The organism is Citrobacter sp. 50677481, assembly GCF_001463265.1.
Classification (GTDB): Bacteria; Pseudomonadota; Gammaproteobacteria; order Enterobacterales; family Enterobacteriaceae; genus Citrobacter_A; species Citrobacter_A sedlakii.
Window position 1 is genome coordinate 53,696 of sequence record NZ_LNHZ01000001.1, and the last position, 14,984, is coordinate 68,679.

Sequence of the window (14,984 nt, forward strand, 5' to 3'; positions counted from 1 at the left end):
GTCGTACGTCAGCGCGTCGTCCTCTTTGGGACGACGTCATTGTTTAAGCTGTAATGTGAATACCGCGCGTCGTAAACGCTTCGCGCAGACGTCGGGCAAAAGCGAGTGCGTGCTCGCCGTCACCATGAATGCACACTGTCTGGGCGACCACGCTGGCCCACGCGCCGGTCACACTCTGCACGCGGCCGCTTTCCACCATCCCCAGCGTTTGCGCCAGCGACTGTTCCTCGTCGTCGATCAGCGCTCCCGGCTGGCTACGCGGCACCAGCGAACCGTCAGGCTGGTAGCCGCGGTCGGCGAATACTTCCTGGCGGGTGACAAGTCCGTAACGCTCACCCGCACGGATCAGTTCGCTGCCCGCCAGTCCGACCAGAACCAGCGCGGGGTCGCAGGCATGTACCGCTTTCGCGATCGCGTCCGCAAGCTGCGGGTCTTTCGCCGCCTGGTTGTAGAGCATCCCATGCGGCTTGACGTGACGCAGAACGCCGCCCTCCGCTTTCGCGATAGCCGCCAGCGCGCCGACCTGATACAGCGTCTGCGCGTAGACGGTTTCCGGCGGCAGGGTCATTGCCGTACGGCCAAAGTTTTCCCGGTCGGGAAAGCTGGGGTGCGCGCCAATGGCGACGCCGTTTTTCAGCGCATTTCGCACGCTCGACAGCATGGTTTGCGCATCCCCGGCATGAAACCCGCAGGCAATATTGGCCGAAGAGACCAGCGTTAACAGTTCCGCATCGCTTGCGCAGCCTTCGCCGAGGTCCGCATTCAAATCAATGTTCATTGCTCAACCGCCATGTCAGTTGTTCAAGATAGCGCCGCTGGTCCTGGCGCGCTTTCAGCGCGTCTTCCAGCGAACACTGGACAAAATGAATCGGCTGACCGAGCGGGATCTGCGCCAGATGGTACATATCCGCTTCGATAATACAGGCGATTCGCGGATAGCCGCCGGTGGTCTGAGCGTCGTTCATTAATACAATCGGCTGACCGTTGTGCGGCACCTGCACCACCCCGGGCAGCAAACCGTGGGACAGCAGTTCACGTTCGGTGGTGCGTTTTAGCGGCTGTCCCTGCAGCCGGTAGCCCATCCGGTTACTTTGCGGACTGAGGTACCACGGCGAACGCCAGAACGACGCCTGCGATGCCGTATCAAACTCGTGATATTCCGGCCCCGGCAGTGCGCGAAGCCGGTTTCCCCACAGCAGCTGTTTTACCCCCTGGGCGCCGAGGAATTGCCGCGCCGGTGCGCCAATGGCGAGGCGGTCGCCGTCCCGGAGCAGACGCCCTTCGAAACCGCCAATCCCGACTTTCAGGTCCGTACTGCACGACCCCATGACTTCAGGTACGGCAATGCCTCCGGCCACCGCCAGGTAGCTGCGCATACCGTGTTGCGGACGCTTTAACGTCAGACGCTGACCCGCTTTTACCGGCAGTCGCCAGCCTGTCCAGACCGGGTGCTCATCCAGTTTCGCTTCGCATCCTGCGCCGGTCAGGGCAAACCAGCCGTCGGCCTCAAATTCGACCACCAACTGTCCGAGCGTAATTTCCAGCACGGGCGCGTTGGCGTCGTTGCCGACCAGTAAATTGGCGATATGCATGGCGGGTCGATCCAGCGCGCCGCAGTGGCTGATACCGGACTGGCGAAAACCGTGACGGCCACCATCCTGTACCGAAGCGTACATTCCCGCGCGAATAATCTTCAACATACCCCCTCCTTCTGCGGGATAAAGCGCACGTTGTCGCCGGGACGCAGCAGGACCGGTTCATCCTGCGTCGGATCGAACAGTTTCCGCGGCGTGTGTCCGATGAGCTGCCAGCCGCCCGGCGTCGCGAGCGGATAAATGCCCGTCTGCGAGCCACCGATCCCGACAGAACCTGCCGGAACGATCAGGCGCGGTTCGGCGCGTCTGGGCGTATGCAACGGTTCCGGTAAGCTCCCAAGATAGGGAAAACCGGGTTGGAAACCTAAAAACCAGACCACGTACTCAACCGACGCGTGTAGTTCGACCACCTGCTTTTCGCTCAGCCCACTGTGACGAGCCACCAGAGCGAGATCGGGACCGCCCGCGCCGCCGTAAACCACCGGGATATCAATATTGCGCGAGTCGGGCTCCAGCGCCTCGCTTTCTTCCCACCAGCGCTGCAAACGCTCAATGGCATCCAGCGCCAGGGTTTGCGGCTCCCGCAGGATCACCGTGATATTGTTCATCCCTGGGATAGCTTCAATCACATTTGGCATGTCGACCAGACGCTGGGTCAGTCGCCAGATACGTTTCTGGCTCGCCAGCGTCACGGGGGGTTCCAGCTCCAGTACCACCGCCGTTTCGCCTAACAGATAACAGCGCGCTCGTTGCACTTGCGTTCCTCTTCGTCTTTTTTACGCGGGATTCGGTATGTCAATAAACGTCACATCCAGATCGGTATTTTCATTCAACCAGTCGCTGAGGGCGCGAATACCGCCGCGTTCGGTGGCATGGTGCCCGGCGGCGTAAAAATGCAGCCCCTGCTCGCGCGCTGAATGAATGGTTTGTTCAGAGACTTCGCCCGTAATGAACGCGTCTACGCCAAAGCGGGCGGCGCTGTCGATAAAACTTTGTCCGCCGCCGGTGCACCAGGCGACGCGGGTGACCGTCTCCGGCCCGGTATCGCCGCACCATAACGGTTTACGCCCAAGACGCGCTTCAATCCATGAGGCCAGTTCCAGTCCAGGCACCGGCATCGACAGTTCGCCCCAGGGCACCAAGGGTTCGATCTCCCCCATCACGTTGATGCCAAGCAGGGCGGCAAGCTGCGCGTTGTTGCCCAGTTCAGGATGCGCGTCCAGCGGCAGGTGCCAGCCGTAGAGGTTGATATCATTTGCCAGCAGCGTTTTCAGGCGGTTACGCTTCATGCCGCGAATCACCGGGGATTCGCCTTTCCAGAAGTAGCCATGGTGAACGATGACCGCATCAGCCTGCAGGCGTACCGCTTCATCCAGCAATGCCTGGCTGGCCGTGACGCCGGTGACGATTGTTTGCACCGTCGCTTTGCCTTCAACCTGTAAACCGTTAGGCGCGTAATCGCTTATCGCCGCGCTGTTGAGTTTCTCGTTGATCAGTTGTTCCAGTTCGGTGTTTTTCATCATCGCTCCCTTGTTCGTCTATGCGATACGTTAAAATAGCCTTCGGGCGTCCGTTCGTCGATAGCCAATTCACTGACACATTAAGAAACAATCCCGTCGTTTTTTAGCGTGAAAAGCGCGCCCTTCCGTGAGCGAATTCATGTATATTTATGCAATCAGACAGCATATTGCAAAAATAATCCTATCTGTATCGACATTGTAACGTTAAGGAACCCCCGCCGCGCGGCGTTTTATCCGCTGGGCGCGCAAGCTATTCTGGTATCACAATGAATAAAGCATCATCTCAACCGCGGGCGATTTACTACGTCGTCGCGCTGCAAATCTGGGAATACTTCAGTTTTTACGGCATGCGCGCCCTGCTGATCCTCTATCTCACCAACCAGCTTAAATACGACGATACCCACGCCTATGCGTTATTCAGCGCTTATTGTTCGCTGGTCTATGTCACGCCGATTCTTGGCGGTTTTCTCGCTGATAAAGTGCTCGGTAACCGCATGGCGGTAATGCTTGGCGCTTTTCTGATGGCGGTCGGGCATCTGGTCCTCGGCGCCAGCGAAATTGCGCCCACCTTCCTTTATTTGTCGCTGGCAATCATTGTTTGCGGCTATGGCTTGTTCAAGTCGAACATCAGTTGTCTGCTGGGTGAGTTATACCAACCGGACGATCCACGCCGTGACGGTGGGTTTTCGCTGCTATACGCGGCGGGCAATGTGGGTTCGATCGTCGCACCGATCGCCTGCGGGTATGTCCAGGAAGAATACAGTTGGGCGATGGGCTTCGCGTTGGCGGCCATCGGCATGATCGCCGGGTTGATCATCTTCCTGTGCGGCAATCGCCACTTCGCGCACACCAAAGGGGTGAACAAAGCCGCGCTGTGCGCCCGGCCGTTTCTCCTGCCCAACTGGGGCTGGCTGCTGGTCCTGTTGGTTGCCGCGCCGCTGGTCATTACCGTTCTGTTCTGGCAGGACTGGTCGGTTTACGCGCTGATTGCCGCCACCGTCATCGGTCTGGCGGTGCTGAGTAAAATTTATCGTCAGGCAGAAAACCAGAAGCAGCGTAAAGAGCTGGGCCTGATCGTGACCCTCACCGTCTTTAGCCTGCTGTTCTGGGCCTTTGCCCAGCAGGGCGGCAGCTCCATCAGCCTGTATATCGATCGCTTCGTAAACCGCGATATTTTCGGCTATTCGGTTCCTACCGCCATGTTCCAGTCGGTAAACGCCTTTGCCGTGATGCTCTGCGGCGTGGTGCTGGCCTGGCGGGTAAAAGAGAGTATGGGGGGTCGCCGCAGCGTACGCATCTGGGGCAAATTCGCTCTCGGCCTCGGTCTGATGAGCGCCGGATTCTGCATTCTGACCCTTAGCGCCCGTTGGTCCGCAGCCTATGGCCACTCTTCCATGCCGCTAATGATCCTCGGTCTGGCGGTGATGGGCTTTGCAGAGCTGTTTATCGACCCGGTGGCGATGTCGCAGATTACACGTATTGAAATCCCTGGGGTAACTGGCGTATTAACCGGCATTTATATGCTGCTTTCCGGCGCGATTGCCAACTATCTGGCGGGCGTTATTGCCAACCAAACGTCCCAGAGCGCGTTTGACGCCAGCGGCGCGATCAACTATTCCATCAATGCTTATATCGATGTGTTCAGTGACATCACCTGGGGCGCGCTGGCCTGCGTCGGGCTGGTACTGTTGATCTGGCTGTATCAGTCGCTTAAATTCAGAAACCGCCCGCTGGCGATTGAGTCCTGAGTTAACGGGCATGAGTGGCTGGGCGCCGTGACCCGATCGTCTTCGTTAAGGTCGGTTACCCGCAGCACCCAGCCACGCTCGCTTCCCTGTGTCTGCATGGTGTGGGCAATGCGTAGCGCCGCCTCCCGCTGACCTTCTTTTTTCCCTGCTGGCGTCCCTGCAATAAACCTTCCTGTAGCCCCTGGCTATGTCCTTCCAGGCTACCGGGTGACATAAATGACCTTACGCGCCTTTTCTTGCCGCTTCATAGGCGGCAAGCGTCGCCGCGCGGGCCTGTTTATGATCGACGATGGGCTGCGGGTAGTTAAGCGTGACGCCTGCTTTTTTTGCCCATTTCCACGGTTCGTGAATCGCGTTTCCAGGCACGTCGCGCAGTTCCGGGAGCCACTGACGAATAAACCTACCGTCGCGATCGAATTTTTCCCCCTGCGTTGTTGGGTTAAAAATACGAAAATAGGGTGCGGCGTCAGTACCTGTGGAGGCCGCCCACTGCCAGCCGCCGTTATTGGCGGCGAGATCGCCATCAATAAGCTGCGACATGAAATAGCGCTCGCCCTTGCGCCAGTCGATCAGCAGGTCTTTCACCAGGAAACTGGCGGTAATCATTCGCAGACGGTTATGCATCCAGCCGGTAGCATTAAGCTGGCGCATAGCCGCATCAACAATCGGAAAGCCGGTTTGCCCCGTCTGCCAGGCGCTGAAATGCGCCGCGTTATCCTGCCAGGCTACCTTTTCCGTCCAGCCGATAAATGGGCGGTATTTACACAGCGCAGGGTTCCAGGTCATCAGATGCCGATAAAACTCTCGCCAGATAAGCTCGTTCAGCCAGACGCTGCCCGGCCCGCCGTCCAGTGCGTCAGGCTGTTCGGCGAGCAGGCGGTGCAGACACTGGCGCGGCGATAACCCTCCCGTCGCCAGAGCGGCAGATAAACGGCTGGTGCCGTCGATAGCGGGAAAATCCCGCTGCTGTGCGTATTCACCCGCCCCCTGCTGGCAAAACTGGCGCAGTCGGGCTATCACCGTTTTTTCGTCCACCGGGAAAAGCGTGGTGTCTGCCTCCTGCTGCGGATAGGTAAACACGATTTTTTGACGCCGCTGCGCCAGGGGCGAATTTTCTCGCGCGGCTGGCGCCGCCACACATTCAGGCATGGCCTCTTTCAAGCGCTTAAGCCAGGCATTTTTAAACGGGGTAAAAACTTTATACATTTCCTGATTGCCGGTCATCACCGATCCCGGCGGCAGAATCACGCTGTCGTCAAACCCTTCACATACCACCTCAGGCAGCGCTTTTTCTACCGCCGCATCCCGTTCGCGTTCGTTGACCTCATACTGATAGTTGTAAAAAAGATGGCTGACATCATGCTGCCTGCAGACCGCTTTTACCGTTTCGACGCTGGCGGTAAAGTCGTCCGCTTCGGCGGTGAGCAGCGGGATGCCCTTCTCCGCGAGGGAGGCCTGCAACCCTTCGAGTTGCGCACGGATCACCCCCGCCTGACGCGGCGACATAGTGTGATCTGCCCATTGGCGGGGCGTGGAGATAAAGAGCGCCAGCACGTGCGCATTACGATGGCGACAGGCGGCGGCAAGCGCGAGATTGTCATGCAGACGGAGATCGCGGCGGAACCAGACCAGATGGGTGGGCATAGAACTCCTGTTAAAATAACGCGGTACGTTTCACGATAATGATTTTTATGTCCTTACTGCCGGGTCCTTCAGGCGCTAAGTGTAGACGCAGACATAAAAAAACCGCCACATGACTGTTGGCGGTTTTTTTGTCGGTCAATGATCAGTAAAAATCGCAGGTCGCTTTTTCTGCCTGGTCCATCCACACCGGCTTGTCGCTGGTTTTCGACCAGACGCGGTGCAGGTAGCTGTAAAAACGGGCGCGATCTTTCCAGAACAGCATGACCGGCAGCGCCAGGACTCCCGCCAACACGGCGAAAGTACGGCGTAAGAACACAACATGCGCGGGATAATCTTTATAGAGTCCCATACTTTCTCCCCTTTTATATCTTCGGTGAATTGCACCGTGAAAATGAATTTGGTTATCTGATGAAAATTGTACCGCCTTGCCTGTAATTTTACTACTCATCCGACCACTTATTTTTAGCGGTTTAGGCTTTATTTACCTTCATTACGTAATTAAGTTACACAAAGGTTAAATTAATACTAATCATTAGTTAAATAATGGTCTCTGCCATTTTTATACTTTTTTTACACCTTACCCGCCAATTTTTGCGAAATCTTTGCGGGCAGATATTTACCCTTTGATTATCACCATTATGCCACTGGAGGTGCACTGTGAGTGCAGGCGTGATAATCGGTATCGTACTGATTTTCTTATTATTAGGTTATCTGGTATATGCGTTAATCAACGCGGAGGCATTCTGATGGCTGCGCAGGGATTTCTACTTATTGCCACGTTCTTAGCGATGCTGTTCTTACTTGCCAGACCCCTGGGAGTCGGACTGGCGCGTTTGATTAACGATACGCCGCTTCCGGGCACAGCAGGCATTGAGCGTCTGCTCTGGCGGGCGCTGGGGATTTCCCAACGGGAAATGAACGCCCGGCAGTATGTGCTGGCTATTCTCGCGCTGAATGTGTTGGGGCTGGCGGTGCTGTTCGTCATGCTGATGTGTCAACAGCGCCTGCCGTTAAATCCGCAGCAGTTGCCGGGCCTGTCATGGCATCTGGCGCTCAATACGGCAGTAAGTTTTGTCACCAATACCAACTGGCAGGCTTACGGCGGAGAAACGACCCTTAGCTATTTCAGCCAGATGGTCGGCCTGACAGTGCAAAACTTCTTGTCAGCGGCCACCGGGATTGCCGTCGTGTTCGCGCTGATACGCGGGTTTATCCGTCAGAGCGCCAGCACCCTGGGTAATGCCTGGGTCGATCTGGTACGTATTACCTTGTGGATCCTGTTCCCCCTCGCGTTACTCATCGCGCTGTTCTTTATTCAGCAAGGGGCGCTGCAAAACCTGCTGCCGTATCAGCCGTTCACCACCCTCGAAGGGGTGCAACAGTCCCTGCCAATGGGACCCGTCGCCTCTCAGGAAGCGATAAAAATGCTGGGTACCAACGGCGGCGGCTTCTTTAACGCTAACTCGGCGCATCCGTTTGAAAACCCGACCGCGCTGACCAATCTGGTGCAGATGCTGGCGATCTTTTTGATTCCGGCGGCCCTGTGCTTTGCGTTTGGCGACGCGGCAGGCGATAGCCGCCAGGGGCGAATGCTGCTGTGGGCAATGTCGCTGATTTTTATCGTCTGCGTGGCGGTAGTGATGTGGGCGGAGGTGCAGGGTAACCCGCATCTGCTGCAATACGGCGCCGACAGCAGCCTGAATATGGAGGGGAAAGAGAGCCGCTTTGGCATTCTGGTCAGCAGTCTGTTTGCCGTGGTCACCACCGCCGCGTCCTGCGGAGCGGTCATTGCCATGCATGACTCCTTTACTGCGCTGGGCGGGATGGTGCCCATGTGGTTGATGCAGATCGGTGAAGTGGTGTTCGGCGGCGTCGGCTCAGGCCTCTACGGTATGCTGCTGTTCGTGATGCTGGCGGTATTCATTGCCGGCCTGATGATTGGCCGCACGCCGGAGTATCTCGGTAAAAAGATCGACGTGCGCGAAATGAAAATGACCGCGCTGGCGATTCTCGTTACCCCCGCGCTGGTCCTGCTCGGCAGCGCGCTGGCGATGATGACCGAGGCGGGACGCAGCGGCATGCTTAACCCCGGCCCTCACGGCTTTAGCGAAGTGTTGTATGCGGTCTCCTCGGCAGCCAATAACAACGGCAGCGCCTTTGCCGGTCTGAGCGCGAACTCACCGTTCTGGAACTGTCTGCTGGCCTTCTGCATGTTTGTCGGTCGCTTCGGGGTGATTATTCCGGTGCTGGCGATTGCCGGTTCGCTGGCGGTGAAACAGCGCCAGCCTGCCAGCCCGGGTACGCTGGCGACCCACGACGCGCTGTTTGTCGGGCTGCTGATTGGCACCGTACTGTTAGTCGGCGCGCTGACCTTTATTCCTGCACTGGCGCTTGGCCCAGTGGCTGAACACCTTTCCTTACGCTGAGCACGGAGCACATGACTATGAGTCGCAAACAACAGGCGCTTTTCGAACCGTCATTGGTCGCTCAGGCGCTGATGGACGCCGTGAAAAAATTAAGCCCCCATACCCAGTGGCGCAATCCGGTGATGTTTATCGTCTGGATCGGCAGCCTGCTGACTACCCTGATAGCCATCGCGATGGCTGGCGGGCAGATGCCTGGCAGCGCGCGGTTTACCGGCGCGATCGCCCTGTGGTTATGGATCACCGTGCTGTTCGCTAATTTTGCCGAAGCGCTGGCGGAAGGACGCAGTAAAGCCCAAGCCAACAGCCTGAAAGGGGTGAAAAAAACCGCCTTCGCCCGCAAACTGCGCGAGCCGAAATACGGCGCGCAAAGCGATCGTGTGGCGGCGGACCAACTGCGTAAAGGCGATATCGTCCTCGTGGAAGCCGGCGATATCATTCCCTGCGATGGCGAAGTCATTGAAGGCGGCGCGTCGGTGGATGAGAGCGCCATTACCGGCGAGTCTGCGCCGGTGATCCGTGAATCCGGCGGCGACTTCGCCTCGGTCACCGGCGGGACGCGTATCCTCTCCGACTGGCTGGTAATCGAATGCAGCGTCAATCCAGGCGAAACCTTCCTCGACCGGATGATCGCCATGGTCGAAGGCGCGCAGCGTCGTAAGACGCCAAACGAAATCGCCCTGACCATCCTGCTGATTGCCCTTACCCTCGTCTTTTTGCTGGCAACGGCAACGCTGTGGCCGTTTTCCGCCTGGGGCGGCCATCCGGTGACCGTGACCGTACTGGTGGCGCTGCTGGTGTGCCTGATCCCGACCACCATCGGCGGATTGCTCTCCGCGATCGGCGTGGCCGGCATGAGCCGGATGCTCGGCGCGAACGTTATCGCCACCAGCGGACGTGCAGTGGAAGCAGCGGGCGATGTGGATGTCTTGTTGCTGGATAAAACCGGCACCATCACCCTCGGCAACCGTCAGGCGTCACAGTTTCTGCCAGCCAGCGGCGTGGATGAACGCACGCTGGCGGACGCGGCGCAGCTTTCTTCGTTAGCGGACGAAACGCCGGAAGGCCGCAGTATCGTTATCCTCGCCAAGCAGCGTTTTAATCTGCGCGAGCGCGACGTGCAGTCGCTGCATGCCACTTTCGTCCCGTTCACTGCCCAGAGCAGGATGAGCGGTATTAACATCGATAACCGGATGATCCGTAAAGGATCGGTGGATGCGATTCGCCGCCACGTCGAGGCTAACGGCGGGCAGTTCCCGCCTGATGTCGAGCAAAAAGTGGACAGCGTCGCCCGCCTGGGCGCCACGCCGCTGGTGGTCGTGGAAGGCGCACGCGTACTGGGGGTTATCGCGCTTAAAGATATTGTCAAAGGCGGCATAAAAGAACGTTTCGCCCAACTGCGCAAAATGGGCATTAAAACGGTGATGATCACCGGCGACAACCGTCTGACCGCCGCCGCCATCGCCGCCGAGGCGGGGGTGGATGACTTCCTCGCCGAAGCCACGCCGGAAGCCAAGCTGGCGCTGATTCGCCAGTATCAGGCGGAAGGACGCCTGGTGGCGATGACCGGGGACGGCACCAACGACGCGCCAGCGCTGGCTCAGGCTGACGTCGCGGTGGCGATGAACTCCGGCACCCAGGCGGCGAAAGAAGCGGGTAATATGGTCGATCTCGATTCTAACCCCACCAAGCTGATTGAAGTGGTGCATATCGGCAAACAGATGCTGATGACACGCGGTTCCCTGACAACTTTCAGTATCGCTAACGACGTGGCGAAATACTTCGCGATTATTCCGGCTGCCTTTGCCGCAACGTACCCGCAGCTTAATGCACTGAATATTATGCGTTTGCATTCGCCGGATTCCGCGATTCTCAGCGCGGTCATTTTTAATGCGTTGATCATTGTCTTTTTGATCCCCCTGGCGCTGAGAGGCGTGCGCTACAAACCGCTCTCCGCCTCTGCGATGCTGCGCCGCAACCTGTGGATTTACGGTCTCGGCGGTCTGCTGGTGCCGTTTATCGGAATCAAAATCATTGATGTTCTGCTGACCCTGCTGGGTCTGGTGTGAGGGATATATGAATCAACTACGTCCATTCTTGTCGACGCTGATTTTTCTGATGCTGTTGACCGGCGGGGTTTACCCGCTGCTGACCACCACACTGGGACAGTGGTGGTTTGCGCCGCAGGCCAACGGCTCGCTGATTATTGACAATAACATCGTGCGCGGCTCCAGGCTTATCGGGCAAAACTTTACGGCGGAAGGATATTTCCACGGTCGCCCTTCCGCTACCGCCGACATGCCTTATAATCCGATGGCGTCTGGCGGCAGCAACCTTGCCGTCAGCAATCCTGAGCTGGATCAGCAGATCCAGCAACGGATAGCCGCCCTGCGCGCCGCCAACCCGCAGGCCAGCGCTACGGTGCCGGTTGAACTGGTCACGGCGTCCGCCAGCGGTCTGGATAACAACCTGAGTCCGGCCGCCGTCGCCTGGCAGATCCCGCGTGTCGCCAACGCGCGCAATTTACGCGTTGAAACGGTGAGGCAACTGGTCGCAAACTATACCCAAACGCCGCCGATTGGCTACCTCGGCCAGCCAGTGGTCAATCTCGTGGAACTGAATTTAGCGCTGGATAAGCTCTGATGGTTAATGAAGAACCGCTCCGCCCGGATCCCGATCGTCTGCTGGAGCAGACGGCGGCGCCGCACCGGGGAAAACTGAAAATTTTCTTCGGCGCCTGCGCGGGCGTCGGGAAAACCTGGGCAATGCTGGCCGAAGCGCAACGTTTGCGCGCCCAGGGGCTGGATGTTCTGATTGGGGTGGTGGAAACCCACGGACGCAAAGAGACCGCCGCCCTGCTGGAGGGGCTGGCGATTTTACCGCTGAAACGCCAGGCGCATCGCGGGCGTCACATCAGCGAGTTCGATCTCGACGCCGCCCTCGCCCGCCGTCCGGCGCTAATACTGATGGACGAACTGGCGCACAGCAACGCGCCTGGCTCACGTCATCCGCGACGCTGGCAGGACATTGAAGAACTGCTTGAAGCCGGTATCGATGTGTTCACCACCGTGAATGTCCAGCACCTGGAAAGTCTCAATGATGTCGTCAGCGGCGTCACCGGTATCCAGGTGCGCGAAACCGTTCCGGACCCTTTCTTTGACGCCGCCGACGAAGTGGTGCTGGTCGACCTGCCACCTGACGATCTTCGCCAGCGCCTGAAGGAAGGCAAAGTGTATATCGCCGGTCAGGCCGAACGCGCCATTGAACATTTCTTTCGCAAAGGCAATCTCATCGCCCTGCGCGAACTGGCCCTGCGGCGCACCGCCGACCGGGTGGACGATCAAATGCGCGCCTGGCGGGGACGCCCCGGCGAGGAAAAAGTCTGGCACACACGCGACGCCATTCTGTTGTGCATTGGACACAATACCGGCAGCGAAAAGCTGGTGCGCACCGCCGCGCGTCTGGCGTCCCGGCTGGGCAGCGTCTGGCATGCGGTGTACGTCGAGACGCCCGCCCTGCACCGTTTACCGGAAAAGCAGCGGCGGGACATTCTCAGCGCCCTGAGGCTGGCGCAGGAGTTGGGGGCGGAAACGGCCACCCTTTCCGATCCCCGTGAAGAGAAAGCGGTGGTTCGCTATGCCCGCGAGCATAACCTGGGCAAAATCGTGCTGGGACGCCCCCCGGGACGGCGCTGGTGGCACAAAGCGTCTTTCGCGGACCGGCTGGCGAAACGCGCGCCGGAACTGGACGTTATGATTGTCGCGCTGGACGAGTCGCCGCTACGCCCACTCTCCGCCCTGCCGGATACCCGCAGTTTTAAGGACAAATGGCGGGTGCAAATTCAGGGCTGTCTGGTCGCCGTCGCCCTTTGCGCGCTGACGACATTCATTGCCAGCCAGTGGCTGGCGGCCTTCGACGCCGCCAACCTGGTGATGCTGTATCTGCTGGGCGTGGTGGTGATCTCTCTTTTTTATGGCCGCTGGCCGTCGGTATTTTCTACCGTGATCAGCGTGGTCAGCTTTGACCTGTTCTTTATTGCCCCGCGCGGCACGCTCGCGGTATCCGACGTTCAGTATCTGTTGACCTTCGGGGTGATGCTCACGGTGGGTCTGGTGGTGGGGAATCTCACCGCTGGGGTGCGCTACCAGGCGCGCGTGGCGCGTTATCGGGAACAACGCACCCGTCATCTGTATGAAATGTCGAAAGCGCTGGCGATGGACCGCAGCGAGAAAGATATTGCCGTCACCAGCGAGCAATTTATCGCTTCCACGTTTCACGCCCGCAGCCAGATTCTGTTACCGGATGCGCAAGGCAGTCTGACGCCGCTGACCCACGCCAGGGGCATGACGCCCTGGGACGATGCGATCGCCCGCTGGAGCTTTGACAAGGGCCAACCGGCTGGCGCGGGCACCGATACCCTTCCCGGCGTGCCGTACCAGATCCTGCCATTGCGCAGCGCGGACAAAACGTACGGGCTGGCGATCGTCGAGCCGGGAAACCTGCGACAACTGATGATCCCTGAACAACAGCGCCTGCTGGAAACCTTTACGCTGCTGGTGGCGAACGCCCTTGAGCGCCTGACGCTCACCGCCAGTGAAGAACAGGCGCGTCTGACCAGCGAGCGGGAAAGCCTGCGTAACGCCCTGCTCGCTGCGCTCTCTCACGATCTGCGCACTCCGCTGACGGTGCTGTTTGGCCAGGCGGAAATTCTCACCCTCGATCTGGCCAGCGAAGGCTCCGCGCACGCGAAGCAGGCCAGTGAAATTCGCCAGCATGTGCTGAATACTACCCGGTTGGTGAATAATCTGCTGGATATGGCGCGCATTCAGTCAGGCGGCTTTAACCTGAAAAAAGAGTGGCTGACGCTGGAAGAAGTGGTGGGCAGCGCGCTGAAAATGCTGGAGCCGGGGTTACTTCACCCGGTCAATCTCTCCCTGCCAGCCCCGCTGACGTTGATCCATGTTGATGGCCCGCTGTTTGAACGGGTCCTGATCAATCTGCTGGAAAACGCCATTAAGTATGCCGGGCCGCAAGCGGAGATCGGCATTGACGCCCATGTCGAAGGCGACCAACTGCTGCTTGACGTGTGGGACAACGGACCGGGGATCCCCGAAGAACAGCAGCAGCCGATCTTCGACAAATTCGCCAGAGGTAATAAAGAGACCGCGGTACCCGGCGTCGGGCTGGGACTGGCGATCTGTCGGGCGATTGTTGAAGTGCACGGCGGCGCCATTGCCGTCTATAATCGCCCCCAGGGCGGCGCCTGTTTTCGTGTTACACTGAAGCAAGAAGCGCCACCAGAACTTGATGATTTTCATGAGGATATGTGACAAACGTTCTGATTGTAGAAGATGAACAGGCCATTCGCCGTTTTCTGCGCAGCGCGCTGGAAGGCGACGGACTGCGTGTATTCGAAGCGGAAACCCTGCAGCGTGGACTGCTGGAGGCAGCCACGCGGAAACCGGATCTTATTATTCTCGATCTTGGCCTGCCGGATGGCGACGGCATCGATTTCATCCGCGATCTGCGGCAGTGGAGCGCCGTCCCGGTGATCGTGCTTTCTGCCCGCAGCGAAGAGAACGATAAAATTGCCGCCCTTGACGCGGGCGCGGATGACTATCTGAGTAAACCTTTTGGTATTGGCGAACTGCAGGCGCGTCTGCGCGTGGCCCTGCGCCGTCATGCCGCAACCCCTTCCCCTGATCCGGTTGTCCGCTTTTCCGACATCGTGGTGGATCTCGCCGCGCATCTGATTCATCGCGGCGAAAGTGAAATTCACCTTACGCCGATTGAGTTCCGCCTGCTGGCCGTCATGCTCAACAATCCGGGAAAAGTGTTAACCCAACGGCAGCTGTTGAATCAGGTTTGGGGGCCGAACGCGGTCGAACATAGCCACTATCTGCGTATTTATATGGGTCACCTGCGGCAAAAGCTGGAGCAGGATCCGGCCCGTCCCCGGCATTTCATCACCGAAACCGGCATTGGCTATCGTTTTATGCCATGAATGGTTATTCATTATTTTTAAATAATTCTAAAAATTAATTTTTAATATAC

General features: G+C 58.4%; 13 protein-coding genes. 7 read left to right on the forward strand and 6 right to left on the reverse strand.

The annotated features are described in order from the left end of the window. Positions 1 to 43: 43 nt before the first annotated feature. From pxpA to ybgI, 4 genes are read right to left on the reverse strand one after another with little or no spacing between them, the layout of a single operon-like run. Positions 44 to 778, reverse strand: coding sequence for a 5-oxoprolinase subunit PxpA (gene pxpA / locus APU02_RS00270; protein ID WP_042285375.1), 735 nt, complete (start codon positions 776 to 778; stop codon positions 44 to 46). Next, positions 768 to 1,700, reverse strand: a complete 933-nt coding sequence (gene pxpC, locus APU02_RS00275; protein WP_060568886.1) for a 5-oxoprolinase subunit PxpC — start codon at positions 1,698 to 1,700, stop codon at positions 768 to 770. Before pxpC ends, pxpA begins: the two co-directional genes overlap by 11 nt. Next, complete coding sequence (gene pxpB, locus APU02_RS00280; RefSeq protein ID WP_060568887.1) at positions 1,694 to 2,350, reverse strand: 5-oxoprolinase subunit PxpB; 657 nt, start codon at positions 2,348 to 2,350, stop codon at positions 1,694 to 1,696. The genes pxpC and pxpB overlap by 7 nt, the downstream gene beginning before the upstream one ends. A gap of 21 nt (positions 2,351 to 2,371) precedes the next feature. Next, positions 2,372 to 3,115 carry a radiation resistance protein YbgI gene (gene ybgI / locus APU02_RS00285; RefSeq protein ID WP_042285382.1) on the reverse strand — a complete coding sequence of 248 codons (744 nt, stop codon included), beginning with the start codon at positions 3,113 to 3,115 and terminating at the stop codon, positions 2,372 to 2,374. A 266-nt stretch (positions 3,116 to 3,381) separates the two neighbouring features. Between ybgI and dtpD the strand changes: the two genes are divergently transcribed. After that, on the forward strand, positions 3,382 to 4,863 hold the full coding sequence (gene dtpD / locus APU02_RS00290) for a dipeptide permease DtpD (RefSeq protein ID WP_060568888.1): 1,482 nt from the start codon (positions 3,382 to 3,384) through the stop codon (positions 4,861 to 4,863). 222 nt (positions 4,864 to 5,085) lie between these two features. On the opposite strand, the gene phrB is transcribed toward dtpD, so the two are convergent. Both phrB and APU02_RS00300 read right to left on the reverse strand, forming a co-directional pair. Next, the gene (gene phrB, locus APU02_RS00295) at positions 5,086 to 6,507 is read right to left on the reverse strand and encodes a deoxyribodipyrimidine photo-lyase (protein WP_060568889.1); all 1,422 of its coding nucleotides are present in this window, start codon (positions 6,505 to 6,507) and stop codon (positions 5,086 to 5,088) included. Between the two features lie 142 nt (positions 6,508 to 6,649). Then, the gene (locus APU02_RS00300) at positions 6,650 to 6,856 is read right to left on the reverse strand and encodes a YbfA family protein (protein WP_042285391.1); all 207 of its coding nucleotides are present in this window, start codon (positions 6,854 to 6,856) and stop codon (positions 6,650 to 6,652) included. 308 nt (positions 6,857 to 7,164) lie between these two features. Between APU02_RS00300 and kdpF the strand changes: the two genes are divergently transcribed. Genes kdpF through kdpE form a run of 6 tightly spaced genes read left to right on the forward strand, consistent with a single transcriptional unit; the run spans position 7,165 to position 14,934 of the window. Further along, positions 7,165 to 7,254: a K(+)-transporting ATPase subunit F gene (kdpF, locus tag APU02_RS25665; RefSeq protein WP_042285393.1), complete on the forward strand. Its 90-nt coding sequence runs from the start codon at positions 7,165 to 7,167 to the stop codon at positions 7,252 to 7,254. Next, positions 7,254 to 8,933, forward strand: a complete 1,680-nt coding sequence (kdpA, locus tag APU02_RS00310; protein ID WP_060568890.1) for a potassium-transporting ATPase subunit KdpA — start codon at positions 7,254 to 7,256, stop codon at positions 8,931 to 8,933. The genes kdpF and kdpA overlap by 1 nt, the downstream gene beginning before the upstream one ends. Positions 8,934 to 8,950: 17 nt before the next feature. Beyond that, positions 8,951 to 10,999 carry a potassium-transporting ATPase subunit KdpB gene (gene kdpB, locus APU02_RS00315; RefSeq protein ID WP_060568891.1) on the forward strand — a complete coding sequence of 683 codons (2,049 nt, stop codon included), beginning with the start codon at positions 8,951 to 8,953 and terminating at the stop codon, positions 10,997 to 10,999. Positions 11,000 to 11,006: 7 nt separating this feature from the next. Further along, positions 11,007 to 11,573, forward strand: coding sequence for a potassium-transporting ATPase subunit KdpC (gene kdpC, locus APU02_RS00320; protein WP_042285401.1), 567 nt, complete (start codon positions 11,007 to 11,009; stop codon positions 11,571 to 11,573). Beyond that, positions 11,573 to 14,260 carry a two-component system sensor histidine kinase KdpD gene (kdpD, locus tag APU02_RS00325; protein WP_060568892.1) on the forward strand — a complete coding sequence of 896 codons (2,688 nt, stop codon included), beginning with the start codon at positions 11,573 to 11,575 and terminating at the stop codon, positions 14,258 to 14,260. Before kdpC ends, kdpD begins: the two co-directional genes overlap by 1 nt. Then, positions 14,257 to 14,934, forward strand: coding sequence for a two-component system response regulator KdpE (gene kdpE / locus APU02_RS00330; RefSeq protein ID WP_042285405.1), 678 nt, complete (start codon positions 14,257 to 14,259; stop codon positions 14,932 to 14,934). The genes kdpD and kdpE overlap by 4 nt, the downstream gene beginning before the upstream one ends. The last annotated feature ends 50 nt before the right edge of the window (positions 14,935 to 14,984 follow it).